Annotated in this window: 21 protein-coding genes, 1 tRNA gene and 2 pseudogenes; 13 read left to right on the top strand and 11 right to left on the bottom strand. The window is 71.5% G+C overall.

The window, feature by feature from the left end; translation table 11 throughout:
- Positions 1–1,814: 1,814 nt before the first annotated feature.
- The 4 genes and pseudogenes from EV371_RS32745 to sp36 all read right to left on the bottom strand — a co-directional run.
- A pseudogene (locus EV371_RS32745) lies at positions 1,815–3,386 on the bottom strand (adenylate/guanylate cyclase domain-containing protein); the annotation flags it as partial.
- A complete protein-coding gene (locus EV371_RS32750; protein ID WP_130465460.1) occupies positions 3,383–4,183 on the bottom strand; it encodes an MBL fold metallo-hydrolase in 801 nt (266 codons plus the stop codon). The gene EV371_RS32750 and the pseudogene EV371_RS32745, both read right to left, overlap by 4 nt.
- 101 nt (positions 4,184–4,284) lie before the next feature.
- Positions 4,285–4,746 (bottom strand): Atu1372/SO_1960 family protein, encoded by a 462-nt coding sequence (locus EV371_RS32755; RefSeq protein WP_130465461.1) that lies wholly within the window; start codon positions 4,744–4,746, stop codon positions 4,285–4,287.
- Entirely contained in the window at positions 4,743–4,898 is a 156-nt protein-coding gene (sp36, locus tag EV371_RS32760) for a Sp36 family protein (RefSeq protein WP_130465462.1), read from the bottom strand. The genes EV371_RS32755 and sp36 overlap by 4 nt, the downstream gene beginning before the upstream one ends.
- A gap of 260 nt (positions 4,899–5,158) precedes the next feature.
- On the opposite strand from sp36, the gene EV371_RS32765 reads away from it, so the two are divergent.
- The 3 genes from EV371_RS32765 to bagB all read left to right on the top strand — a co-directional run bounded on the left by EV371_RS32765 (position 5,159) and on the right by bagB (position 8,229).
- Positions 5,159–5,917: an Rv0361 family membrane protein gene (locus tag EV371_RS32765; RefSeq protein WP_130465463.1), complete on the top strand. Its 759-nt coding sequence runs from the start codon at positions 5,159–5,161 to the stop codon at positions 5,915–5,917.
- Between the two features lie 42 nt (positions 5,918–5,959).
- Positions 5,960–6,949 (top strand): ATPase BagA, encoded by a 990-nt coding sequence (gene bagA / locus EV371_RS32770; RefSeq protein ID WP_130465464.1) that lies wholly within the window; start codon positions 5,960–5,962, stop codon positions 6,947–6,949.
- 131 nt (positions 6,950–7,080) lie between these two features.
- Positions 7,081–8,229: an ArsA family ATPase gene (gene bagB, locus EV371_RS32775; RefSeq protein ID WP_486484889.1), complete on the top strand. Its 1,149-nt coding sequence runs from the start codon at positions 7,081–7,083 to the stop codon at positions 8,227–8,229.
- On the opposite strand, the gene EV371_RS32780 is transcribed toward bagB, so the two are convergent.
- Positions 8,216–8,512, bottom strand: coding sequence for a WhiB family transcriptional regulator (locus EV371_RS32780; protein ID WP_101369108.1), 297 nt, complete (start codon positions 8,510–8,512; stop codon positions 8,216–8,218). The genes bagB and EV371_RS32780 overlap by 14 nt on opposite strands.
- 408 nt (positions 8,513–8,920) lie before the next feature.
- On the opposite strand from EV371_RS32780, the gene EV371_RS32785 reads away from it, so the two are divergent.
- On the top strand, positions 8,921–11,344 hold the full coding sequence (locus EV371_RS32785) for a transglycosylase domain-containing protein (RefSeq protein ID WP_130465466.1): 2,424 nt from the start codon (positions 8,921–8,923) through the stop codon (positions 11,342–11,344).
- A gap of 117 nt (positions 11,345–11,461) precedes the next feature.
- On the opposite strand, the gene EV371_RS32790 is transcribed toward EV371_RS32785, so the two are convergent.
- Entirely contained in the window at positions 11,462–11,920 is a 459-nt protein-coding gene (locus EV371_RS32790) for a GatB/YqeY domain-containing protein (RefSeq protein WP_130465467.1), read from the bottom strand.
- A gap of 25 nt (positions 11,921–11,945) precedes the next feature.
- Here EV371_RS32790 and EV371_RS32795 point away from each other — a divergent pair, with 25 nt between their 5' ends.
- The 4 genes from EV371_RS32795 (at position 11,946) to EV371_RS32815 (ending at position 14,222) form a co-directional block, all read left to right on the top strand.
- A complete protein-coding gene (locus EV371_RS32795; protein ID WP_130465468.1) occupies positions 11,946–12,839 on the top strand; it encodes a metallophosphoesterase in 894 nt (297 codons plus the stop codon).
- Between the two features lie 96 nt (positions 12,840–12,935).
- Positions 12,936–13,012 (top strand) — tRNA-Pro (locus EV371_RS32800).
- 295 nt (positions 13,013–13,307) lie between these two features.
- The gene (locus EV371_RS32810; RefSeq protein ID WP_165436894.1) at positions 13,308–13,880 is read left to right on the top strand and encodes a PH domain-containing protein; all 573 of its coding nucleotides are present in this window, start codon (positions 13,308–13,310) and stop codon (positions 13,878–13,880) included.
- A gap of 159 nt (positions 13,881–14,039) precedes the next feature.
- Positions 14,040–14,222 carry a hypothetical protein gene (locus EV371_RS32815; protein ID WP_130465471.1) on the top strand — a complete coding sequence of 61 codons (183 nt, stop codon included), beginning with the start codon at positions 14,040–14,042 and terminating at the stop codon, positions 14,220–14,222.
- Positions 14,223–14,232: 10 nt separating this feature from the next.
- Here EV371_RS32815 and EV371_RS32820 read toward each other — a convergent pair whose 3' ends face one another.
- Together EV371_RS32820 and EV371_RS33655 are read right to left on the bottom strand one after the other, a co-directional pair.
- Positions 14,233–14,457 carry a hypothetical protein gene (locus tag EV371_RS32820; protein WP_486484890.1) on the bottom strand — a complete coding sequence of 75 codons (225 nt, stop codon included), beginning with the start codon at positions 14,455–14,457 and terminating at the stop codon, positions 14,233–14,235.
- Positions 14,458–14,952: 495 nt separating this feature from the next.
- The gene (locus EV371_RS33655) at positions 14,953–15,099 is read right to left on the bottom strand and encodes a hypothetical protein (RefSeq protein WP_165436895.1); all 147 of its coding nucleotides are present in this window, start codon (positions 15,097–15,099) and stop codon (positions 14,953–14,955) included.
- Between the two features lie 556 nt (positions 15,100–15,655).
- Between EV371_RS33655 and EV371_RS32830 the strand changes: the two genes are divergently transcribed.
- Together EV371_RS32830 and EV371_RS32835 are read left to right on the top strand one after the other, a co-directional pair.
- On the top strand, positions 15,656–16,243 hold the full coding sequence (locus tag EV371_RS32830) for a hypothetical protein (protein ID WP_130465473.1): 588 nt from the start codon (positions 15,656–15,658) through the stop codon (positions 16,241–16,243).
- 57 nt (positions 16,244–16,300) lie between these two features.
- A complete protein-coding gene (locus EV371_RS32835; protein WP_130465474.1) occupies positions 16,301–16,960 on the top strand; it encodes a class I SAM-dependent methyltransferase in 660 nt (219 codons plus the stop codon).
- 44 nt (positions 16,961–17,004) lie between these two features.
- On the opposite strand, the gene EV371_RS32840 is transcribed toward EV371_RS32835, so the two are convergent.
- The 3 genes and pseudogenes from EV371_RS32840 to EV371_RS32850 form a co-directional block, all read right to left on the bottom strand.
- Positions 17,005–18,438 carry a hypothetical protein gene (locus EV371_RS32840; RefSeq protein ID WP_130465475.1) on the bottom strand — a complete coding sequence of 478 codons (1,434 nt, stop codon included), beginning with the start codon at positions 18,436–18,438 and terminating at the stop codon, positions 17,005–17,007.
- 316 nt (positions 18,439–18,754) lie between these two features.
- A pseudogene (locus EV371_RS32845) lies at positions 18,755–18,967 on the bottom strand (GNAT family N-acetyltransferase); the annotation flags it as partial.
- Positions 18,968–18,982: 15 nt separating this feature from the next.
- Entirely contained in the window at positions 18,983–19,432 is a 450-nt protein-coding gene (locus EV371_RS32850; protein ID WP_130465477.1) for a hypothetical protein, read from the bottom strand.
- A 238-nt stretch (positions 19,433–19,670) separates the two neighbouring features.
- Here EV371_RS32850 and EV371_RS32855 point away from each other — a divergent pair, with 238 nt between their 5' ends.
- From EV371_RS32855 to EV371_RS32865, 3 genes are all read left to right on the top strand, one after another.
- A complete protein-coding gene (locus EV371_RS32855) occupies positions 19,671–20,639 on the top strand; it encodes a DJ-1/PfpI family protein (RefSeq protein ID WP_130465478.1) in 969 nt (322 codons plus the stop codon).
- Positions 20,640–20,783: 144 nt separating this feature from the next.
- Positions 20,784–21,407, top strand: a complete 624-nt coding sequence (locus EV371_RS32860; RefSeq protein WP_130465479.1) for a DJ-1/PfpI family protein — start codon at positions 20,784–20,786, stop codon at positions 21,405–21,407.
- 106 nt (positions 21,408–21,513) lie between these two features.
- On the top strand, positions 21,514–22,944 hold the full coding sequence (locus tag EV371_RS32865) for a sensor domain-containing diguanylate cyclase (protein ID WP_130465480.1): 1,431 nt from the start codon (positions 21,514–21,516) through the stop codon (positions 22,942–22,944).
- Position 22,945 lies beyond the last annotated feature (1 nt).

Consider the following 22,945-nt stretch of genomic DNA (forward strand, 5'->3'; position numbering starts at 1 on the left):
TCGGTGAGCAGGTCGGTGGCGTGCTCCGGCTCGCCGACGCCGCGCGCCACCGCACCGCGTACGACGAGGGCGAACCCCCGGCCCCAGTCGTCGGAGGCGGCGGCGAAGTCCCGGTACGCCCGCCGCGCCTCGCGGTCGGCGTCGGCGAGTTCGCCCAGCTCGGCAGCGGCGAACGCCTCCACGGCGCGCAGCGTACCCACCGCCCACGCCTCGCTGACCCGCTCGCCGAACGGCAGGAAGACCTGGGCCAGCCGGCGCGCCTCGCCGAGTCGGCCGGCGAGCAGCCGGGCGAACGCGGTGGTGCCGCGCAGCCAGGCCCGGCCCACCGGGTCGTCGATCTCGGCGAAGAGCCGGGCCGCCCGGTCCAGTACGGCATCCGTGCCGGGGAAGTCGCCCCGGGTGGTGGTGACCCAGGCCAGGTTCTGGAGTGACCACGCCTGGCCCCGGGGATCGTCGGCATCCAGGTTGACCTGGTACGCCCCGGCGAACCGGCTGCTGGCCTGGCTCAGCCGGCCATTGACGAAGTCGGCCATCCCCAGCCGGCGCATCGCCGACGCGCGCTGTCCCGGCAGGTTGGCCCGGGTGGCCACCTGCAGTGCCTCCTGCCAGGAGTGCACCGCCCGCACCTGGTCGCCCTGGGCCAGGTACGCCTGCCCGACGACGAGCAGCGCCCCGGCCCGTACGGCGGGGTCGTCCCCGGCGTTCGCCCCGGTCTTCTCGGCCAAGGCGAGCGCCTCGGCGATCCGCCCCACCTGGAGCAGGGCGCGGGCGTGCACCAGCCGGTCCCCACCGGGTACCGACTCTCCGGCGAGCCGGCCGGCCCGCTCGGCGTACTCGACGGCCTGTGCCGGTTCCCCGGCGGCGAGTGCCCGGCGGGCGGAGCGGCCCAGCGCGGCCATGCCGAGCGGCGCCACGTTCCGGGCGGTCGCGTCGGAGCGCAGGCTGATCACGTCGGCGAGCGCGCTGGCCCGCTCGGCATGCTCGGCGATGAAGGCGTCGCGTTCCGCGACCGGCAGCCCGCTCGCCCCGATGCCGGCCCGGACCGCCTCGCCCGGACCGGTGCCCGGCTGCGGCGGCGCGGCCCACTCGGCGAGCGCGGCGTGCCGGTCGGCGAGGTCGGCCTTGCCGATGCCGGCGTAGACGGCCTCCCGCATCAGTGGGGTGGCGAAGATGTAACCGTCCCGGTTGCGGTGCAGCATCCGGCGCTGGAGCAGTTCCTCGACGGCCCGCTCCAGTTCGACCGCGACGACGGCGGTCGGCCGCCCCTCGCGCCCGGCCCGCCGCTCGCGCAGCGCCTCCAGCGCACCCGCCGGCACCGTGTCGCCGACCACGGCGGCGTCCCGCAGCGCCGCCCGGGCGTCGGGCGGCAGCGCGTCGATCCGGGCCGCCAGTACGGCGGCGAGGTCCCGGGAAAGCAGCCGGCTGCTCAGCGAACCCGGCGCCAGCCGCCAGGTGCCGGAGCCCCCGGCACCGGCGGCCGGGATGGACGTCAGTGCGGCTCCCTGGCCGTTGTCCGCGCCGACCGGCCCGCCGCCCCGTCCACCGGGGTCACCGGTCCCGGACGCGCCGGTCCGCCCGGCGGAGCTGACGACACCGGTCAGCGGTCCGACGGTCGGCCCGCCGGGCGGCCGGGCCGGTGCGGTCACCGTGCCGGACGTCCGAACCGCTGCGGCGGTCGGCTCGCCGGACCCCGGGGCCGGTGCGGTCACCATGCCGGACGTCCGGGCCGCTGCGCCGGTCGCCCCGGCGGACGTCCGAGCCCCTGCGGCAGTCGCCCCGCCGGGCCTCCTGGCCGGTGCCCGGTCCCGCACGGTGGTCAGCGCGCCCCGCTCCATCAGCAGGGTGACCAGCTCGGCCAGGTAGTACGGGTTGCCCTGGGCGGTGGCGAGCAGCCGGTCCACGTCGGCCTGGGGCAGCCGCCCCCCACCCAGGTAGGCGGTCAGCAGCCGGGCGGTGTCCGCACCACGCAGCGGCGGCAGGGCGTGCACCTCGGCGTCGGCCACCCGGGTCAGCGCACCGGCGGTGCGGACCAGCTCGGGGCGGCCCAGCAGCAGTACCAGCACCGGTCCGGTCAGCCGGGACAGCGTCACGCCGAGCGCATCGGTGGTCTCCGGGGTGGCGTCGTGCAGGTCGTCGACGATGACCGCGAGCGGGCTCTCGGCGGCGAGCGCGCTGAGCAGCTCGGCGACGGCGGCCGGGATCGCGTCGGCGTCCGGGCCGGGGTCGCCCGCCGACCACTCGGCGGGACCCGCCGGCACGGTGCCGTTCGGTGGAGGCAGCTCGGCGTAGCCCAGCAGGGCGAGCAGGAGGTCCACGGCGACCGGCGGCGGGTCCGGCCGGTAGCGGGACAGCCGCTGGCCGAGCCGGCGCAGCCGCTCCTCGACCACCGGGCGGGTGACGGCGGTGGCCGGGCCGTCGGGCAGGCCGACCGCCGCCCGGACCAGGTCGGCCAGTGGGGCGAGCCGGCGGCGCTCGCCGAACGCCGCGCACCTCACCGAGAGCACCCGGGCGCCGGTGTGCGTCGCGTACCGGCCGGCGCCGACGTCGTACCCGGCGGCCAGCCGTTCCACCTCGGCGGCGAACCGGGACTTGCCGATCCCCGCCTCGGCGGTCATCAGCAGCACCCGGGGCTGCCCCTGGTCGATCACCTCGGCGAGCCGACCGGCGACCCGGCCGATCTCGGTCTCCCGGCCGACGAAGGGCGCCTCGTCACCGAGCCCGGAGCGGGTACCCGGCGCGTCCAGCAGGCCCAGCAGCTCGTACGCCTCGACCGGTTCCCGCTTGCCCTTCAGCCGCAGCGGCCGGAGCTGCCGCCAGGAGGCGACCCGCCGGGTGGCCGCGGCGGTCCGGGCACCGGCGTAGACGGCGCCGATCGCGGCGGCGTCGGCGAGCCGGGCGGCGGTGTTCACGGTGTCGCCGATGACGGTGTACTCGATCGACGCCTGGATGCCGGCGACCACGTCACCGGTGTTGAGCCCGACCCGCAGCCCGAGCGGCGCGCCGCCGCCCTGCTCGTCGTCGAGGACCCGGCGTACGGCGCGCTGCATGGAGAGCGCCGCCCGGACGGCCCGCTCGGCGTCGTCCTCGTGTGCGACGGGCGCACCGAAGACGGCCATGATCCCGTCGCCGGTCAGCTTGTCGACGTGCCCGCCGAAGGTCTTGACCGCACCGGCGAGCGCGGCGAGGACCCGGTCGGTGACCGTGCTTACCCGTTCCGGATCAAGATCCTCGGACCAGGAGGTGAAGTCGGACAGATCGCCGAAGAGGACCGTTACCACCCGGCGCTCCGCCTCAGGCAGGGTCGCGGCAGCCGGCAGCGCGACTCCGCAGTTGTGGCAGAACCGCGCACCGGGTACGGCGACTGTTCCACACACCGGGCAGGTCACGGATGTTCCAACCCACCGGCCCCCGGGCCGGATTCCCGGTTCTCTTGATCGAGATAGGCGAGCTGAGCCCGAACGGACCATTCGGCCGCCGGCCAGAGCGACCGGTCCACGTCCGCGTAGACCACCGCCACCACCTCGGCGGCGGTGCGCGCCCCCTGGCTGCGCGCCGTGCGGACCTGGTCGAGCCGGGCCCGCCGGTGGGCCAGGTAGAACCGGGCGGCGGCGGCGCAGTCGGCCAGCGGCGGGCCGTGCCCGGGCAGCGCCGGAATCCCGGAGAACTCGGCCAGCCCTGCCAGGCTCTGGAGATAGTTCCCCAGGTCGCCGTCTGGGTGCGCGACGATCGTGGTGCCCCGGCCGAGGATGGTGTCGCCGGTGAGGACGGCCCGCTCGCCGCCGCCCTCCACGAGAAAACAGAGCGAGTCGGCGGTGTGCCCGGGAGTGACCAGCAGCCGGATCCGCAGGCCGGCCAGCTCCATCTCCGACCACCCACGGCGCAGGGTCAGCGGCTCGGCGCCGGTCAGCTCCAGGAACCGGTCCAGCCCCTCGGTGTGGTCGGGGTGGCCGTGCGTGACCAGCACCCCGGCGACCGGCCCGTGCGCGGCGACGGCGGCCAGGTGGCCCTCGTCGAGCGGACCGGGGTCCACCACGAGCACCTCACCCGCGCCCGGTGCGCCCAGGACCCAGGTGTTGGTGCCGTCCAGGGTCATCGGCCCCGGGTTCGGAGCACGGACCAGCGTCGCCCAGCTCGGCAGCTGGTCAGCCAACGCCGCGGCCGGCGCGGTCACGTGCCCGGTCATGGCTGCGATGGTACGACCCGGGGGCGAGGGCAGCGTGACCTGCCGGTCTCAACCGCCCTTCCGGCTCGAAAGCGCCCAGGATCCGGGAGGACGGTAGGCGCTCAGGCCACCTCGACGACGACCTCGACCTCGACCGGTGCGCCCAGCGGGAGTTCGGCGACCCCGACCGCGCTGCGGGCGTGCCGGCCCGCCTCCCCGAAGACGGTGCCGAAGAGCTCCGATGCGCCGTTGACCACCCCGGGCTGCCCGGTGAACCCGTCGGCGGAGGCCACGAAGCCGGTCAGCTTGACGATCTTGACGACGCTCTCCAGACCCACCAGCGCGTCGATCGCGGCCAGGGCGTTGAGCGCGCACTGCGCGGCCAGGTCCTTCGCCTGCTCGGCCGAGACGCCGCCGCCGACCTTGCCGGTCGCCAGCAGTTTGCCGTCGCGCAACGGCAACTGGCCGGAGACGTAGACCTGGCGGCCGGACTGGACGGCCGGCACGTACGCGGCCAGCGGCGGCACCACCTCGGGCAGTACGAGACCCAACTCGGCGAGTTTGCCGTGTGGCCCAGCCGTCACGACTTGGCCCGCTTGAGGTACGCGACGAGCTGCTCCGGGTTCGGGCCAGGTATCACCGCCACCAGTTCCCAGCCGTCCTCGCCCCAGTTGTCGAGAATCTGCTTGGTGGCGTGCGTGAGCAGCGGCACCGTGGCGTACTCCCACTTCTGCATCGCTTGGGTCTCCTCGTCTCAGGCTTGTCGGCGACAGCCTACGGGCTGCGGCCACGGCCGTACGCGTACGCCTCCCGATCCGTGGGGCACAGGGTCCCGTCCACGCCGGACCGTGGCTGCCCCGATACGCCCCGCCGGGATACCCTGCCGGGGCGGGTCCGCCACCGCTCCGCCGGCACAGCCACCGACCACGCCAGCCCTCCCGACCCGCCGGCCGGTACCTTCACCGCCGGACCGAGGCCTGCGGGATTGGGGAGAACATGAGGCAACCGTCCGACGGCGACGAAACCCGCCCGCCGGCCGAGCCCTCGCCGCAGACCGGGTCCACCGCCTCACCTCCGGACACCGAGCCCCGCGACGCGGCCACGCAGCCCGAACCACTCGACGCGAGCCCGCAGCCCGAGCCACGGGAACCGGGACAACCGGAACCGGGACAACCAGGGCCGGAACAACCAGGGCCGGCCAGCCACCACCTCGGCCAGCCGGGGCCGGGTCCCGCCGTACCCGGTTATCCGGCACCTCCGGGTTATCCGGCACCGCCCGGTTACCCGGCGGCCGGTTTCGCCGCGCCGCCGAGGACGCGGCGCGGGCTGATCGTCGCGTCGATCGCGCTGGCCGCGACACTGCTGCTATGCGTGGTCGGTGGGATCGCGGCCGTCCTGGTGATCCGCGGTGCGGAGCGGGGCGAGGGGGCCGCCGATCCGGTCGTGGCCGTGGACGAGTTCCTGACGGCGGTCTACAGCGAGCAGGACGCCGCGCGGGCGGCCAGCCTGGTCTGCCCGGCCGCCCGGGACGCTGACCGGATCGCCGCCAAGATCAAGGAGGTGGCGGAATCCGCCGGACGGTACGACACCGCCCGGTTCCGCTGGTCCACGCCGAAGGTCGACGAGCAGGCCGGGGAGCGCGCTCTGGTGTCGACCAAACTGACCATGACGACCGGCGACGAGCGGTCGACGGACCAGCAGTTGACCTTCGTGGTGGTACGGGAGACCGGGTGGTGGGTCTGCGACGTCATCTGACCGGCCGGGCTGGTCGGGTGCCGGGCTGGTTAGGCTCGAAGGGTGCGAGCGGGCGAGGAGTCGGGCGACCGGGCGGACGCCGACCGGGCGAGTGCCCGGTGGCCGGCCCGGCTGCACGTGATCACCGGTAAGGGCGGGACCGGCAAGACGACGGTCGCCGCCGCGCTGGCGTTGGCGCTGGCGAGCGGTGGCCGCCGTACCCTGCTGGTCGAGGTGGAGAGCCGGCAGGGCATCGCCCAACTCTTCGGCACCGACCCGCTGCCGTACGAGGAACGGACGATCGCCACCGCGCGCGGCGGCGGCGAGGTGCGCGCCCTGGCCGTCGACTCCGAGGAGGCGCTCCTCGAATATCTCGACATGTTCTACAAGCTCGGGGCGGCCGGCCGGGCGCTGCGCAAGCTCGGCGCGATCGACTTCGCCACCACGATCGCGCCGGGGCTGCGGGACGTACTGCTCACCGGCAAGGTCAAGGAGGCCACCACCCGCACGGCCGGCAAGCGCCGGGTGTACGACGCGGTGGTGCTGGACGCCCCGCCGACCGGACGGATCGGCCGGTTCCTGAACGTCACCGCCGAGACCGCCCGGTTGGCCAAGGTCGGCCCGATCAAGACCCAGAGCGAGGGAGTGGCGGCGCTGCTCCGCTCGCCGATGACCGCCGTACACGTGGTCACGCTGCTGGAGGAGATGCCGGTCCAGGAGACCATCGACGCGATCGCGGACCTGAACAACCTGCGGATCCCGGTCGGGCGGCTGATCCTGAACGCGACCCGCCCGCCGCTGCTGGCCGGCAGGGTCACCCAGGCGGAGCTGCGCCGAGGGCTGGAGGCCGCCGGCCTGCCGACCGACCGGACGACCGTGGCGGGCCTGCACGCCGAGGCCCGCGACCAGCTCATCCGACGTGACCTGGAGGAGTCGCTCCGGGCCGACCTGCTCGAGCTCGGGCTGCCCCTGGTCGAGTTGCCGCTGCTGGCCGAAGGAGTGGACCGGACCGGTCTGGACCTGATCGCCGACACGCTGCTGGCCGCCGCCTGAGGTGTCAGAAAGGGCCCCTTATGCACCAGAAAGCGATAACAGGGGGCCCTCCCTTACCCCGCAGCGCCGATTGACTCACACCTGAGTGCCACCACGCCGCCAGGGCGGCACTGTCCCGATACGCTCGGTTGGTGCGTCCCGATCACCCAGCACCGGAGCTGGACATCGACCAGATCCTCGCCGATCCCGGCGTTCGGATCGTGGTCTGCTGCGGCTCGGGCGGGGTGGGCAAGACCACCACGGCCGCCGCCCTCGCGCTCCGGGCGGCCGAGCGACACGGCCGGCGTACGGTGGTGTTGACCATCGACCCGGCCCGGCGGCTGGCCCAGTCGCTCGGGCTGAACGAGCTGGACAACACCCCTCGGCAGGTCAAGGGGATCGACATCGAGGCGAGCGGCGGCGAGCTGCACGCCATGATGCTGGACATGAAGCGGACCTTCGACGACGTGGTGCTCGCGCACACCGATCCGGCGAAGGCGGCGGAGATCTTCGCCAACCCGTTCTACCAGGCGATGAGTTCCACCTTCGCCGGCACCCAGGAATACATGGCGATGGAGAAGCTGGGCCAGTTGCACGCCCGGGACGAGTGGGACCTGATCGTGGTCGACACCCCGCCGTCCCGGTCCGCGCTGGACTTCCTCGACGCGCCGGCGCGGCTCTCCCGGTTTCTGGACGGGCGGATGCTGCGGCTGCTGCTGGCTCCGGCCCGCAGTGGTGGGCGGAGCATGTTCAGCCTGGTCACCGCCTCGTTCGGGATGTTCTCCCGGGTGGTGCAGAAGGTGCTCGGCGCCCAGTTGCTCACTGATCTGTCCGGCTTCGTGGCGGCCCTCGACTCGATGTTCGGGGGTTTCCGGCAGCGCGCCGAGCAGACGTACCGGGTCCTCCAGGCACGGGAGACGGCGTTCCTGCTGGTCGCGGTGCCGGAGCCGGACGCGGTCCGCGAGGCGGCGTACTTCGCGGGCCGGCTGAGCCAGGAACGGATGCCGCTGGCCGGCCTGGTGCTGAATCGGGTGCATCGGCCCGCCGTGGAGCGGCCGACCGCCGCCGAGAGCCTGGCCGCGGCCGAGCGGCTGGTGCGGCTCGGTGGGCACGAGGCGACCGTGGAGACCCTGCTGGCCCATGCCGCGCTCGCCCAGCAGGCGGCGCGGGAGCGGCGGGTCGCCCGGGTCTTCACCGACGCCTTTCCGGCGGTACCGGCGGTGGCGGTGACGGCTCAGCCCGCCGACGTGCACGACGTCGACGGGCTGCGCACGATCGGTGCCGCGATCAGCCGGCGTTGACCAGTACCTTGTCCTTGTTCTTCAAGGCCGCCTCGAACATCTTGCGCCAGCTCGCCACCTGCGGGTGACGACGCAGCAGCGCCCGGCGTTCCCGCTCGGTCATGCCACCCCACACGCCGAACTCGATGCGGTTGTCGAGTGCGTCGGCCAGGCACTCGTACCGCACCGGGCAGCTGCGGCAGATCCGCTTCGCCACGTTCTGTTCGGCACCCTGCACGAACAGCGCGTCAGGATCACCGTTCTGACACGCCGCCAACGTGGGCCAATCTGTGATCATGCCCATCTGCTCCTGTCCCCCCTTGCAGTCCCGCTACCGACCAGAGCCGGTCAGCCGGCGATAACCCCCCGGCCACCCGTGCTGCCCTCCCCCGGGCATCACGGACGACATGCGTTTCTCTCGCTCGACCATCATGCTCTGTAGTCAACTGATTACGCAACGTTGTCAGCCAAATCCGTCAACCCGGACATTCCTTGACGCTTCATCCGGCAATCCGGCCCTGACTACCCGGCCGCGATCAGCGAAAACGCTGCGGAGACTTCCCGGAGGGAGGAGACTCTGCAGCGAGGAGCCCGCAACCGCGCACCAGGGGTCGTGCGTTTAACACAACGAGGCCAGCGCCCGCAGGAAATGGGGAAAGTACGCAGGGCGCGACCTCTGTGTCGACTCACGTACCCTGTCGAGGTGACCTGGATGCGGAAGCGTGACCACAATGTCTTCACCAACGCCGCGTCGCTGCTGATCTGTGGGCTGCTGGCCGGCGTGGTGGTTGCCGCGGCCGCGTTCCCCGCAGTGGCGATGTCCGGCCTGGCCGCCAAAGCCGGCGCGGAGACGTTCGACAAGCTGCCCACCGAGCTGACCGTCAAGAAGGCGCCGCAGATCAGCTACCTCTACGCCTCCGACGGCAAGACCCCGCTCGCCACCATGTACGACGAGAACCGCCGCGACGTGCCGCTCAAGGACGTCGCGCCGGTGATGGCGCAGGCACTGATCGCCGCCGAGGACAAGCGCTTCTACGAGCACAACGGCGTCGACATCAACGGCGTCGCCCGGGCGTTCGTGGCGAACAACCAGGCCGGGGTCACCACCCAGGGTGCCTCCACGCTCACCATGCAGTACGTCCGGCTATCCATCGCCTACTCGGCGACGCACCCGCAGGACGTCGTGGCAGCCACTGAGGACACCAGCGCCCGGAAGCTGCGCGAGATGCGGTACGCCATGCAGCTCGACGGCGACCTGACCAAGGACGAGATCCTGGAGGGCTACCTCAACATCGCCCCGTTCGGCAACGGCGCGTACGGCATCTTCGCGGCCAGCCAGGTGTACTTCGGCAAGCACCCGAAGAACCTGAAGCTCCAGGAGGCGGCGATGCTGGCCGGGATGGTCAAGGCCCCCTCGGAGAACGACCCGACCACCAAGAGCGGCTACCCGGAGGCGGTCAACCGGCGCAACTGGGTGCTCGACCAGATGGTCGAGACCAAGGCAATCACCCGGGAAGAGGCCGACAAGGCCAAGGCGATCAAGCTGGTGGTCAAGGACAAGCGCACCCCGAACGGCTGCGTCGACGTCGGCAAGAACGACTGGGGCTTCTTCTGCGACTACTTCTACCGCTGGTGGATGCAGCAGGAGACCTTCGGCCGTACCCAGTACGACCGGGAGCGGCGGCTCAAGAGCGGTGGCTACACCATCGTCACCACCCTGGACGCCAAGACGCAGAAGGCCGCCAAGGACGCCGTCGAGCGCAACGTCAAGACGGGCAAGAAGGAAGCCATGATGGTGGCGGCGATCGAGCCCGGCACCGGGCGGGTCCGCGCGCTGGCGGTGAACCGGAACTACAAGCTCGACGACCCGAAGAAGCCGCAGAACAAGCTCAGCACGAACCCGGCGAAGAGGAAGAAGAAGATCCGGGGTACGTACCCGAACACCACCAACCCGTTGCTGACCGGCGGTGGCGACATCACCGGCTACCAGGCCGGCTCTACCTTCAAGATCTTCACCGTGGTGGCGGCTCTGGAGAACGGCTACCCGCTGGAGACCACGATCAACGCCAAGCAGGTGGCCCAGACGAAGTACATCGTCGAGTACGGCTCAGACGCCGCCTGCCCGGGCACCAACAAGTACTGCCCGCAGAACGCCAGCAAGAGCATGGCCGGCGTGCACAACATGTGGAGCGCGTTCGGCTCGTCGGTGAACACCTACTTCGTGCCGCTGCAGGAGCGGGTCGGCGCGGCCAAGGTCGTCGACGCCGCCAAGCGGATGGGCATCACGTTCCGGGCCAGTAACGACGCGCACTTCGCCTCCACCAAGCAGCTCGCGAACGGCTGGGGCGCCTTCACCCTCGGTGTCTCCCAGACAACCCCGCTGGAGCTGGCCAACGCGTACGCCACGCTGGCCGCCGACGGCAAGTACTGCAAGCCGATCCCGGTGCAGCTGATCCGGGACCAGGAGGGCAACAAGCTCGACATCGCCAACCCGCAGTGCTCGCAGACGATCAAGACCGAGGTGGCCCGGGCCGCCGTGGACGCCGCCCGCTGCCCGGTCGGCGACCGCTCCTCCACCTCCCGGTGCAAGGGCGCCACCGCCCGCAACGTGCGCGGCGCCGTCGGCAAGCCGGTCGCCGGCAAGAGCGGCACCACCGACGGCGAGAAGAGCGCCTCGCTGGTCGTGATGACGAAGCAGCTCGCGGTCGCCGGCATCCTCGCCGACCCGGACTGGGCCGAGACCACGCAGAACATGAGGCACAACGACCCGGGCGGCGTCAACCACGCCGTCTACCAGACGCTCCGGGACGCGATGAAGGGCAAACCCGCGATCCAGTTCACCCCGCCGGGCGGCAAGATCGTCAACGGTGACCAGCGGAGCATCCCGAACGTCAAGTGCCAGCCGATCCAGACCGCCCTCTCCAGAATCAAGGGTGCCGGCTTCGACGCCGAGGTGGGCGGCCAGGTCGACTCCAGCTGCCCGGCCGGCACGGCGGCCGGTACCAGCCCCGAGGGTCGGACCATCAAGGGTGGGGCGGTGAGCATCGAGGTCAGCAACGGCAAGGCTCCGGCCAGCGACGACCCGCCGGGCGGACCGGGTGGACCGCGCGGCCCCCGGCCACCCGGCCGCCGCTGAGCGGTCGGTAGCGGCCCAGGCCACGGCCCGACGCCACGCCACGCAGTCACGACGACGACGGGCGGGCATCCCATCGCTGGGATGCCCGCCCGTCGCGCGTGCAGGCTGACCCGGCCGTCAGGCGACGCCGAGCTGCCGACGTACCTCCGCGGCCACCCGACCGCCCTCGGCCCGGCCCGCCACCGCGGCTTGGGCCGCCTTCATCGCCGGGCCCATCTGGCCGCGCTCGGTGAACCCGCCGGCGGCCAGCGCGCCCGTCACCAGCTCGGCCACCTCCTCGTCGGTAAGCTGCTTCGGCAGGTACCGGTCCAGCACCTCGCCCTCGGCCCGCTCCCGCTCCGCCTGCTCGGTCCGCCCGGCGTCGCCGAAGGCGGCCGCCGCCTCGCGTCGCTTCTTCGCCTCCCGGGTGAGCACCGCCAGCACCTCGGAGTCGGAGAGCTCCCGCTTCTCCTTGCCGGCGACCTCGGCGGTGCCGACGGCCGCCAGCGCCATCCGCAGGGTCGAGGTGGTCAGCTCGTCCCGAGCCTTCAGCGCGGTACGCATGTCCGTGGTCAGGAGGTCCTTCAGGGTACCCATGGACGGTCAAACTACCCTGATCCGCATGCAGAAGCGCACAGTATTCCGCCTGGCTGCCGGGACCGTCCTCGCGGGCGGCGCCGCCCTGGCGTACGCCTCGCTCGTCGAGCGCAACATGTTCACCCTGCGCCGGTACGACGTACCCGTGCTCGCCACCGACGCCGAACCGCTGCGCATCCTGCACCTGTCGGACCTGCACATGATGCCGGACCAGCGCCGCAAGCAGGCCTGGGTCGCCTCGCTGGCCGCCACCGACCCGGACCTGGTGGTGGTGACCGGGGACAACCTGGCGCACCCGGACGCGGTACCCGGGGCGCTGCGGGCGCTGCAACCGATGCTCGACTACCCCGGCGCCTTCGTGTTCGGCTCCAACGACTACCGAGGACCGGTCTGGAAGAACCCGTTCAGCTACCTGCTGCCCGACCGGGAGTACGTGCAGGGCGTCGAACTGCCTGCCGAGGACCTGCGGGAGGTACTGGTCGGTGCCGGCTGGGCGGACCTGAACAACGCCCGTACGTCGATCAAGGCCGGCGGCCGGCAGATCGAGCTGGTCGGGGTCGACGACCCGCACATCGAACGGGACGACTACGCCTCGGTCGCCGGGCAGGTCCCGGCAGAGGCCGACCTCGCCATCGGGGTCACCCACTCGCCCGAGCCCCGGGTACTGGACGAGATGGCCGCCGACGGCTTCACCCTGCTGCTCGCCGGCCACACCCACGGCGGACAGGTCCGGGTCCCGCTGGTCGGCGCGCTGACCACCAACTGCGACCTGCCCCGGTCGATGGCCCGAGGCCTGCACCGCTGGCCGGAGACGGACGCCTGGCTGCACGTCTCCGCCGGCCTCGGCACCCACCCCACCGCCCCGGTACGGTTCGCCTGCCGGCCGGAGGCGTCGCTGTTGACCCTGATTCCGCGCTGACCTGCCGCTGCCCAGACCCGGTGTGAGCGGGACGCACCGGGCGGGATACCGAATTTGCCCGAGAGGACGGGTGGGCTACTATTGCTCGGCACGCCTCGGGGTGTGGCGCAGCTTGGTAGCGCGCTTCGTTCGGGACGAAGAGGTCGTCGGTTCGAATCCGGCCACCCCGACCAGAGTAAGTGCAGTTCAGGGCCGGTCTCGTTGTTTATGAGACCGGCCCTGACTCGTCTCCCGGGTCGCCTTGGGAGAAATCTGGGAGAAGATCTTGAGGATTCCTCTCCCATCGGCCTACCGCCGGGGCCTTCAACAGGCGGTCCAGCACCGGCACGGGAGAGCCGGTGGCCAGTGCCCGGCGGACCGCTAGGGCAGCCTCCCAAAGCCCCGTCAGGGTCCGAGCGCCGGACCTGTACGGCGGGCCGCAGCGGCGGATCAATGTCGGACTGTCGGTCAAGGTCAAGGTGCTGGACCATGATGGTGCCACGGGTGTTCGCGGACGGGGGTCGATGTGTGCTGGCCGCGTTCGCGTTGGACAGATTGGGGCCGGGATTGCCGATCGACTTGGACGAAGTGCAGGTGTGGCGGCTGGGCGTCGGGTTGAGGATTTTTGCCGGACTGGTGCTCGGCGGTATGGCCGCAGGGGTGATGGTGTTCGTCGCCTACGCGGCTGCTGCACCCGAAGGCGATCTGCGCGCGCCGCTCGCTGTCGCGGTGCCTTTCGGGGTCTTGGGACTCTCGATGTGGCAGCAGACATTCCGTCCTCGGACGTCCGTGGGTCCACAAGGAGTGATCCTGCGCAGCCGGTGGCGTACGGTCCGCATCCCGTGGTCCGTGATCGTCAGGTGTGATCCGGGCTATGACGGGATCACCATCACCTGCACTGACGGCAGCCGAGTGGTGGCTCCCGCGCCACAGAAGTCGAACCTGAGTCGCTGGCTCGGACGTAAGACCCGGGCGGACGAGGTTGCTGCCTACCTCGAACGACGCGCCCATGAGCACCGACGGTCGACCCAACCCGCACCGAGCGAGTGCCGACCAGAGTGAATGCAGGTCAGGCCCGGTATCACTGCGATACCGGGCCTGACCAGAGCTCGCGACAAGGCTGGCCAAGCACGTCCCGGTGCTCCACCTCGGCCAGGCCGAGGGCATCGGTGCCGTTACCAACGCCATCCCCGACACCCGCTGGAGCGTCGTCTTCGTCTGGTGCCCCGCGAGATCGCCGAAATCCGGATCAAGGAACGCGGCACCGGAGACACCGCCGAAAGGCTGAAAGCCTGGGATGAAACCGCGATCATCGGGCTCGCGGACCTGACCATCAACACCCTCTTGATCGACCCCGAGGATGCCGCTCGCCAGATCGATCGACACGTGACCGCCGTCGTCTAGGAACGGCGGTCTACTCCTCGTCTGGCTCGTTCTGCTGAACCTGGCTCGCCAGGTCTGGCCGGAACTTCCTGATCCATGCCTCAACATCCGACTTCCGCCAGACCTTGCCCATCATCAGCTCCTGATACGGGTCCGGGAAGTTCCGGTGTGACGTGATCACGTGAACGCGTTGCTTGCTGATCCCGCCCAGCATGACCCGGATCTCGTGCGCCCCGACGAGTTCCGGCTCATCCACCTACCCGAAGGTATTCGTTGACCCGATCCCTTGACCCTAGTCCATAGGTCCGGCACCGTTAGGGGCATGACCTCCCCGAACGGGTTACCGCCCTACGAACGGCCCACCCCTTTTCGACTCAGACCGCACCAGCCCCGCCGACCCCTCTGGCACTGCTCTGGCTGCCCCGGGCAACCCTGGCCATGCGGGATGGCGCGACTGCTGTTGAAAGCCGAATTCCAAGACGCGCCCGTCGGCTTGGCCGTTTACATGGCGGCACAGCTCATGTCGGCGCTGCAAGATCTCCACAGGCTGAACCCGCAGCCCGAACCGGACCCAAGGGTCTTGTTTCAAAGGTTCGTGTCCTGGACTGCCAGGGAGCCCTTTCCGTAGGGCCGATGCTCGGGCTGACATGGTTCGGTCATGCCGCTACCACGCTGTGGGCGTCTTCAAGTACAGGATCAAGGCGCTCCACGAGTGCGGGCCACGGCGCGGCAACTGGCTCCCGTGGAGCCGTTACCCGCTGCCACACCACACCTCTTCACTCCCGGCGTCGACGGTAGAGCCCCGCCGGACGGCGCGGAACACGACGAAGCCCCGGGCCGCCAGGATCAGCAGCACGGGGCAGAAGAACCAGAAGGACCGGCCTTCGGCCGGACTCACCAGAAGCAGGAGCCTCCGGCGGGAGCGCTCAGGCTCCGGGATGGTGGAGAGCCATCCCGCCTACCGACGACCCAGGCGGAGCCGAGCGGGCCAGGGCCAGGGCGCCAAGGTCGTACGTCCGGCAGGGCGCTCCACCCTTGGCACCCGGGCCCTGGCCCGCTCCACGGTGCGTGGGTCGACAGGTTGAGCCGAAGAGGGGTTGGGGCGATCCTTCGATGGCGGAGCGGTCGTGACGTGACAGGGCCACGTCTCGGGGGATTGGTGCGCGGATCGGCGGTTCGCCGAGGCGATCGGAACGACCGCCCGCGCCCCGCGCGCTACAAGCAGGCGGGACCGACCTCCTCCGAGCGGGGCCACAACGGCTACCGCGACTACGAGGAGCAGGCGGTCATGCGGGGGCGCGACATCCGGTACCCGCATGACCGCCGGGCCAACCCAGAAGGCACATCCAGTGACTGGATGCGCCTGCCGCGGCTCCCACTTCAGCGCTAGTCCGCAGGTCGATCCCCCTCTCGGGAGGGAGGACTCGGTTGAAGAACGCGCGTTGACTGGCGGCATGGCTTCCGTTGCTTCCGCTAGAGACAAGGCCCCTGCCACGCCCGGCGTCGGCGTCGCCGTGACAGGTGCTCTGGTGGTCCTGTTCTGCATCGGGTTCGCGACGGTGAACGTCCACTTCGAGATGACCGACCACTTCGCCGACGGGGTCCACGCCGAGTACGCCTCTGGGATCGCCGTGATGAACTGGCTCGTCGCCGTGCTGAAGGTGATCGGCGCGACGCTGGCACTGCTGTCGATCGTCAAGCGCCCGAGGCTTCTTCCTCCGGCCCTGCTGGGCGTGCTGCTGTGGGGAGCGTTTGCCATGCTCAGCGTGTACGCCCTCGGCAGCGTGATCCAAGCGGTCGGCATGGCCTCGGGCCTGGCGGGCACCGCCGACCAGATCGATATGGCCGGAGTCGGTTACGTGCTCTTCTTCCTGCTCTTCGCAGCCGGTTACGGTGTCCTGGCGATTTCGTACTCGCGGCGCTCTGGGCTTCGGAAAGGCGTTGCCGTCCTCGGCGCGCTCGGCGCGCCCCTCGGGCTGGGCGGAATTCTACTGGCCGTCCCGATGCTGCTGGCTGCCCTCGACCTCTTGCCCGCGCCCTGATCACGTCGCCGGTCAGCGGACGAGATGGTGGCCTCAGCCGTACTAGGGTTGCCGCCCATGACCGAGGCACCGTTTCTGCGCACCACCCGCGAGTCCTACGACGCGCTCACCGTCGCTCACCTCGACGTCGTCGCTAGCGACCTGGCCAATCTGCCGGTGGACCGGGCCATGTTGGCCCTCTTCGCCGAGTGGGTCCGGGCGACCGGCAACAGCACGGTCGCCGACATCGGCTGCGGTCCCGGTCGGTTGACGAACGCCCTGCACGAGCTCGACCTCAAGGCGTTCGGTGTCGACCTGTCCCCCGAGATGATCGCGCTCGCCCGACAGGCCTACCCCGGCCTGCGGTTCGAGGTGGGATCGATGCTGGCTCTGGACATCCCCGATGGCTCCCTCGGCGGCCTCCTCGCCAACTATTCGATCATCCACGTTCCCTGGGAATACCGCCCCCAGGTGTTCGCGGAGTTCCATCGAACGCTGGCCCCGGGCGGGCAGCTCATGCTCGCCTTCCAGATCGGTGATGACCTTAAGCACTACGACGGGGTGGACGACCTGACGATCTCGCTCGACTTCTACCGCCAACAACCCGAGGAGGTCGCCGATCTGCTGGACAAGGCAGGTTTCGACGTCCGGGTGCAGGCCGTCCGCGCGGCAGAGGGCGAGCGGGAGCGGACCTCACAGGGCTACCTGCTGGCCCGCAGACGCCTGGACGCCGGATAGCACCGGCCCCCAGCCCACTCCGAAAACCGATCCGTCGCCGGCCGTCAACCCCGGGTGATCAGCGATTGGAAGGCGGCGCGGACGTTGGCGTTGGACGCGGTGACGTACACCTCGGACGGCGGGCCGAGATCGATCAGGCTGCCGTAGCGGGTGTATCTGAGGATCCTCGGGCAGCTTGCGCCGCTGATCTGCACCTTGCTGTTGAACACGAGCTTTCCGGTCCGGAGTTCGTAGGCCTGCACGGGAATCGCGATCTTGCGGAACGCCACGTACGTCGGGAACCGCTTGGAGATCTTGTTCTCGTACGGGCAGGTCCGGACGGTGGTGCCATACTCCTTTCGGCCCACGCAGACGATCAGCACCGCAGCGGTGACGTCGGCGGCCCGCCAGGTGGCGGGAAGCTTCTTCGTGTACTCGTCGTCGCCGTAGAACAGGGCCCGGTTGGTCCTCCCCTTGGTGTACGGGGTGGCGGCACTGTACGGCGCCGGCTTGGTGCAGTACGCGGGTCGGCTGCTGGCAGGCCCGTCGAGCAGGCTGCGGACGTTCGCCAGCTCGATGGCCAGGCCGGCCCGCTTGACTCCCTCGGTAGCCCTGGCTGTCAGTTCCTGGCCGGGATACTGGTCGAGAAGCTGCTGGTAGCGCGTCCGCGCCGCCTCCCACTCGCTGCCGGCCATCAGGCCGTCGGCACAGTCGACCAGCGCCGCCGGTGCGGTCCGCGCCACCACCTCGGTGGCCCGGTCCAGCGCGTTGTTGGTCGCCGGCCGCTGGCGAAGCCAGTCGGTGACCGTGGCGGTCCGGCACGGGTCGTCGGTCGGCAGCTCACCGAGGAACCTGTCCAGGGTCGCGTCGACCATCTTCTCGTGACCCGGCAGGTCCACGAGGACCGCGCCGAGTTCGTCGAAGCCCGCCTTCAGCCCGTCGGGGTCCCCGGTCAACCCGCTGGCGAGCCTCTGCTCGGCGGCCCGCAGCCGTTGACAGGCTTCCACACTCCGCTCGCCACGAACCGTCAGCGGAGCGTCGGCGACCCGGTGGCCGAACGACACCCGGTCCAGCGCGGTCAACGCCCGAGCGCAGTCGCCGCTGCCCCGGGCCTCGGTGACGGTCCGCTCGATCCCCGCCGCGTCGAACCGCAGGAACCCCACGGCGAGCAGCACCGGAACCGTGACGGCGAGCGCGACCAGTCGCTGGTCACGCTGCACGGCCCCCGGCTGCCGCCCGCCCGCCAGGAGCCACGCGTGCCCGACCAGAGCCACCCACCAGAGGAGTACGACGATCTCGGCCCACCCCGATCGCGCACCCCAGACGAGGGAGGCGACGAGTACGACGCTGACCAGCGTCGCGGCCACGGCCAGCCTGATCCGCCCGAGCATCAGGTAGCCGACGCCGATCAGGGAGGCGTTGCCGAGGGCGGTGGCCAGCGGGTCATAGGACCGCTCCGCCGGCTCGCGGTCCAGCCCGGCCTGCGTCACGAGATCCATCCTGGTCCCCTCCCGTCACGGGGTTCGATCGACCGGCGGCGAGCGGCAACGTCGCAAGCTGGCCTCGGTCGTGCCGGCGGTCGAGGTGGACGAGCCACCACCGAGCGTCGACGGGGCGGTGCGGTTCCCGGAACCTAACCCGGCCGGTTCGGGACCCCTCCCCGACCACCAGATCGACGCTCGTCGAGCCACCCCGCCACACACCACCATCGTTCCACGATGGATAGGCATCGCGCTCCGGCCGACCACCCGCCCGATTTCACGTCTGCCCGAACGGGACGGGGCCGGCCAGAATGGATGTTCCGTCCGGGGCGGGTCAGCCGGGCAGCACCAGGTGGCTCATGGTGGCCTCGCTGCCCTCCCGGATCGGCTCGGTCCGGCCGTCCGGGCGGAAGCCGTGGCACTCGTAGAGGCGCCGGGCGCCGGGATTGTCGTCGGCGACCCACAGGTCGACCCGGAGCGCACGCTCGCGGGCCCAGCCGATCACGTGGTCGAGGACCTGCCGCCCGATTCCCTGTCCGCGCCGGTCCGGCTCCGTCCAGTGTCAGGAGGCGGGTACCGGGTCGTTGTTGAGCTGGGCGGTCACGATCGCCACCAGCCGGTTGCGCGCCTCCAGCAGTTGCCGGGACAGCTCGTCCAGGGCCCGGGGGTCGACGAGCTGGCGTACGTGGGTCTTGTCGTCGAGCAGTTCCCAGCGCTGCACGGACTCGTCCGGAGCCTCGCTGACCCACATCGCGGAGACCACCGCGTGTCGCTTGGCGAGCAGTTTCGCGGCGATCTCGACCACCGGGAGGTACGCCTGCCGGTACGCCGGGGTGGCGAACTCGACCGAGCCCCGGGCGGCGCGTACCGGTTCGCCGGGCCGGGCCAGCACCTCGAACGCGTTGCCGCCGGCCTGGTCGGCGCCGATCCAGGCCAGGATGAGTTCCAGGTCCCCGGCGGCAATCGTGATCCGGCCGATCGCGGCCACCACCTCGTCGGGCAACCTCGCCATGTCGGGCTCTCCGTCCGCCGACTTCCCGCCATCATGATCACGTGGATTGTCGACGATCTTAGCCAAGCACCGTGCGTGCTTCCCCGGTCCGTTCGGCGTGTTGGCCGAGCGCCGGGCCGCCGCCGGTGACCGGCCCGAGCCACTCGGGGCCGCACGAAGCGACCGGGCCGATCCGCTGGCGTAATCTGCAATACCTGTGTCGTTGACGCCACAGCGCCGCCGCGAGCAGCATGAACACATGCGGCGACGGGTGGTGACACTGATCTACGAGGGGTTCCAGAACCTCGACCTCACCGGCCCGGCCGACGTCTTCGCGCTGGCGAGCCTGATCGTCGGCGATCCCCGGGGCTACCGGATCGAGGTCGCGGCGGTACGCCCGGGCCCGGTGACGGCGGGCAACGGGATCAGCACTCTGGCACCCCTGGCCCTGGACCAGGTCACCGGGCCGATCGACACGCTGCTCGTCGCCGGTGGGCTCGCCGCGTCGGCGCACCTCACCGACCGGCAGCTGGTCGCCGGGATCCGCCGACTCGCCGGCATCGCCGAACGGGTCGGCTCGGTCTGCAACGGCGCGCTCCTGCTCGGCGAGGCCGGGTTGCTCGACGGTCGGCGCGCCACCACACACTGGCTGGCCGCCCAGGAACTGGGCGATCGCTATCCGGCGGTGGAGGTGGACGCCGACCGGATCTACATCCGGGACGGACACGTCTGGACCTCGGCCGGGGTGACCGCCGGCATCGACCTCGCACTCGCGCTGGTGGCCGCGGACCACGGGCACGAACTCGCCCGGTACGTCGCCCGGGGCCTGGTGGTCTACCTGCACCGGCCGGGCGGCCAGAGCCAGTTCAGCACGGCGATGCGGGCGGCGGTGCCACGCAGCGAACCGCTGCGCGAACTCCAGACCTTCATCGACGCCAACCCGACCGAGGATCTCAGCGTGCCGGCGCTCGCCCGCCGGGCCGGAATGAGCGAGCGGCACTTCTCCCGGCTCTTCACCGAGCAGACCGGCGTCTCCCCGGGCCGGTACGTCGAACGCAGCCGGGCCGACGCCGCCCGCCGGCTGCTGGAACACACCGGCCACCCGCTGGACCGGGTGGCCCGGGAGTCCGGTCTCGGCGCCGCCGAAACCCTCTACCGCGTCTTCCGCCGGCACTGGCGGGTCGCGCCGGGCGACTACCGCCGCCGTTTCCGGTCGAAACAGGCCTGACCGGCCGGCACATCCACCGACCCTCCCACACCTCCGGCAGTCGCCGGCAACCGCCGCACCGGAGCCGATCACGCACGTCCCGACATCTGCCGGGCCCCGTACCGCGCAGCCGATCCCGCCCGTTCCGGCAAGGAGGAACCGAGCATGCACGTCGCCATCCCGCTCTATCCGCGATTCACCGCCCTCGACGTCGTCGGGCCGTACACGGTGCTGGCCTTCGCTCCCGGCGTCACCGTGACCATGGTCGCCGCCGAACCCGGCCCGGTCGTCGACGACCGGGGCGCGATGTCGATCACCGCCACGGCCGGCTACGCCGAGCTGTCCCGCCCGGACGTGATCGTCGTACCGGGCGGGCCCGGCACCCGGGCCGCGCTCGCCGACGCGGCACTGGTCGGCTGGATCGCCCTCGCCCACCAGTACACCCGGTGGACCACCTCGGTCTGTTCCGGCTCGTTCCTGCTCGGCGCGGCCGGGCTACTGGGCGGGCGGCGGGCGACGAGCCACTGGGGCTGGCTCGACCAGCTGCGGGCCTTCGACGCCGAGCCGGTCCGGGAGCGGGTGGTCCGGGACGGCCGGATCATCACCGCGGCCGGCGTCTCGGCCGGCGTCGACATGGCGCTGACCCTGCTGGCCGAGGCGACCGACGTGCCGACCGCGCACGCCGTCCAGCTCGCCATCGAGTACGACCCGGACCCGCCGTTCCACGCCGGCTCCCCGGCGAACGCATCGGCGCCGCTCCGCGAGGCGGCCCTGGCGCTGATCAACTGATCCGAGGCGTCCGGGGAGGCGGAGATCACTCACACCCGGCAGATTCTCAATACCCTGAGTAATCTTGGTCGGACCCCTCGAACCCCTCCTCCCCGGATCGGAAACGGTGTCCCTCGACCACTCCCGCGTCGTCAGCGACGTGACCACCCGGCTGCGCACGGCGTCCACCGCCGTCGAGGCGGCTCAGGTGACGGTGGTCACGCTGGGCAAGCACATGCCGGGACGGATCGCGGTGCTGCTCTGGGTCCGCGACCGGCTCCGCTGTGTCGCCGCGACCGGATCGTGGCAGGTCTTCGCCTCGGTACCGACCGACACCGGAACGGTCGGCCGGGTGTACGCCTCCGGCAAGACCGAAACCGTGCCAGAGGTGACGAACGAACCCGACTACGTGCCGCTGCGACCCGACGTACGGGCGGAGATCTGCGCCCCGATCCTCGACCTGGCGGGGCAGCCGATCGGGGTACTGGATCTGGAGTGGCCGACCGTCGACGTCGACCTGGACGCCTGGCGGCGCACCGCCGAGCAGGTCGCCGCCCTGCTCGGCGGCAGGATCGGGCAGCTCGGCGGCCCGCCCGCCGAGACCCGGAGCGAGAAGCTGCTCCGGCACGCCTCCGCGCTGACCTCCGCCGCCACCGAGGCCGAGCTGATGACCGCCGCCGTCTCCGCGGCCCGGGACGTCTCCGGGCTCAGCTCGGCGGTCTTCGTGCTGGACGGGCCGGCCGGGCCTCGGGTGGCGACGCCGGACCTGGTACCCGACGCTCTTGAGTCCCGGGTGCATGCCGCGCTGGCCGGCGCCGGCCGACCGGTGCTGGAACGGCTCCGGGCGCACGCGCACACCTACGGTGCCTCCTACACGCTCGGCGAGGGAAACCACCCGACCACGCCGGACCAGGACGTGCTGATCGCCGCCGGGGTACGCACCCTGATCTCGGTACCGCTCGGCCCCACCGAGTTCTGCGGGGTGCTGCTGGTCGGCGACACCCGTACGCTGCGCCCCGACCCGACCACCGTCAACCTGATCGAGCTGCTCGGCGCCCAGTCGTGGATCTGCCTGGAACGCCTGAACGGGTTGGCGCGGTTGCGCGAGCGGGCCAGCTCCGACCCGCTGACCGGGCTGCGGCACCAGGGGTCGTTCGGCGAGCGGATCGCCGGGTCGCACCCGGGCCGGACGGCGCTGCTCGCGATCGACGTCGACAACTTCAAGACCGTCAACGACACCTACGGCCACCAGGTCGGCGACCAGGTACTGGTCGATCTCGCCCGGGCCCTCGAAGGCGCGCTGCGGCACGGCGACGAGCTGTACCGGATCGGCGGTGACGAGTTCGTGGCCGTGGTCGAGGTGGTCCGCCCGGAGGAGGCGGTCGGGATCGCCCAACGCCTGGTGGAGGCGGCCCGGGGTACCGGCCGGACGGTCAGCATCGGGGTGGCCGTGCAGCGGTACGGCGAGCCACCCGACCTGACCCTGCGCCGCGCCGACGAGGCCCTCTACGGCGTCAAACGGAACGGCCGCGACGGCGTACGCCTGGCCGGTGTCTGAC

Source organism: Plantactinospora sp. CNZ321 (assembly GCF_004217235.1).

Bases quoted from the DNA above. Each gene is read 5' to 3' on its own strand.
- EV371_RS32750 (WP_130465460.1), bottom strand. From the start codon at position 4,183: ATGACCGGGCACGTGACCGCGCCGGCCGCGGCGTTGGCTGACCAGCTG.
- sp36 (WP_130465462.1), bottom strand. From the start codon at position 4,898: ATGCAGAAGTGGGAGTACGCCACGGTGCCGCTGCTCACGCACGCCACC.
- EV371_RS32765 (WP_130465463.1), top strand. From the start codon at position 5,159: ATGAGGCAACCGTCCGACGGCGACGAAACCCGCCCGCCGGCCGAGCCC.
- EV371_RS32780 (WP_101369108.1), bottom strand. From the start codon at position 8,512: ATGGGCATGATCACAGATTGGCCCACGTTGGCGGCGTGTCAGAACGGT.
- EV371_RS32785 (WP_130465466.1), top strand. From the start codon at position 8,921: ATGCGGAAGCGTGACCACAATGTCTTCACCAACGCCGCGTCGCTGCTG.
- EV371_RS32790 (WP_130465467.1), bottom strand. From the start codon at position 11,920: ATGGGTACCCTGAAGGACCTCCTGACCACGGACATGCGTACCGCGCTG.
- EV371_RS32795 (WP_130465468.1), top strand. From the start codon at position 11,946: ATGCAGAAGCGCACAGTATTCCGCCTGGCTGCCGGGACCGTCCTCGCG.
- EV371_RS32810 (WP_165436894.1), top strand. From the start codon at position 13,308: ATGATGGTGCCACGGGTGTTCGCGGACGGGGGTCGATGTGTGCTGGCC.
- EV371_RS32830 (WP_130465473.1), top strand. From the start codon at position 15,656: ATGGCTTCCGTTGCTTCCGCTAGAGACAAGGCCCCTGCCACGCCCGGC.
- EV371_RS32835 (WP_130465474.1), top strand. From the start codon at position 16,301: ATGACCGAGGCACCGTTTCTGCGCACCACCCGCGAGTCCTACGACGCG.
- EV371_RS32840 (WP_130465475.1), bottom strand. From the start codon at position 18,438: ATGGATCTCGTGACGCAGGCCGGGCTGGACCGCGAGCCGGCGGAGCGG.
- EV371_RS32850 (WP_130465477.1), bottom strand. From the start codon at position 19,432: ATGGCGAGGTTGCCCGACGAGGTGGTGGCCGCGATCGGCCGGATCACG.
- EV371_RS32855 (WP_130465478.1), top strand. From the start codon at position 19,671: ATGCGGCGACGGGTGGTGACACTGATCTACGAGGGGTTCCAGAACCTC.
- EV371_RS32860 (WP_130465479.1), top strand. From the start codon at position 20,784: ATGCACGTCGCCATCCCGCTCTATCCGCGATTCACCGCCCTCGACGTC.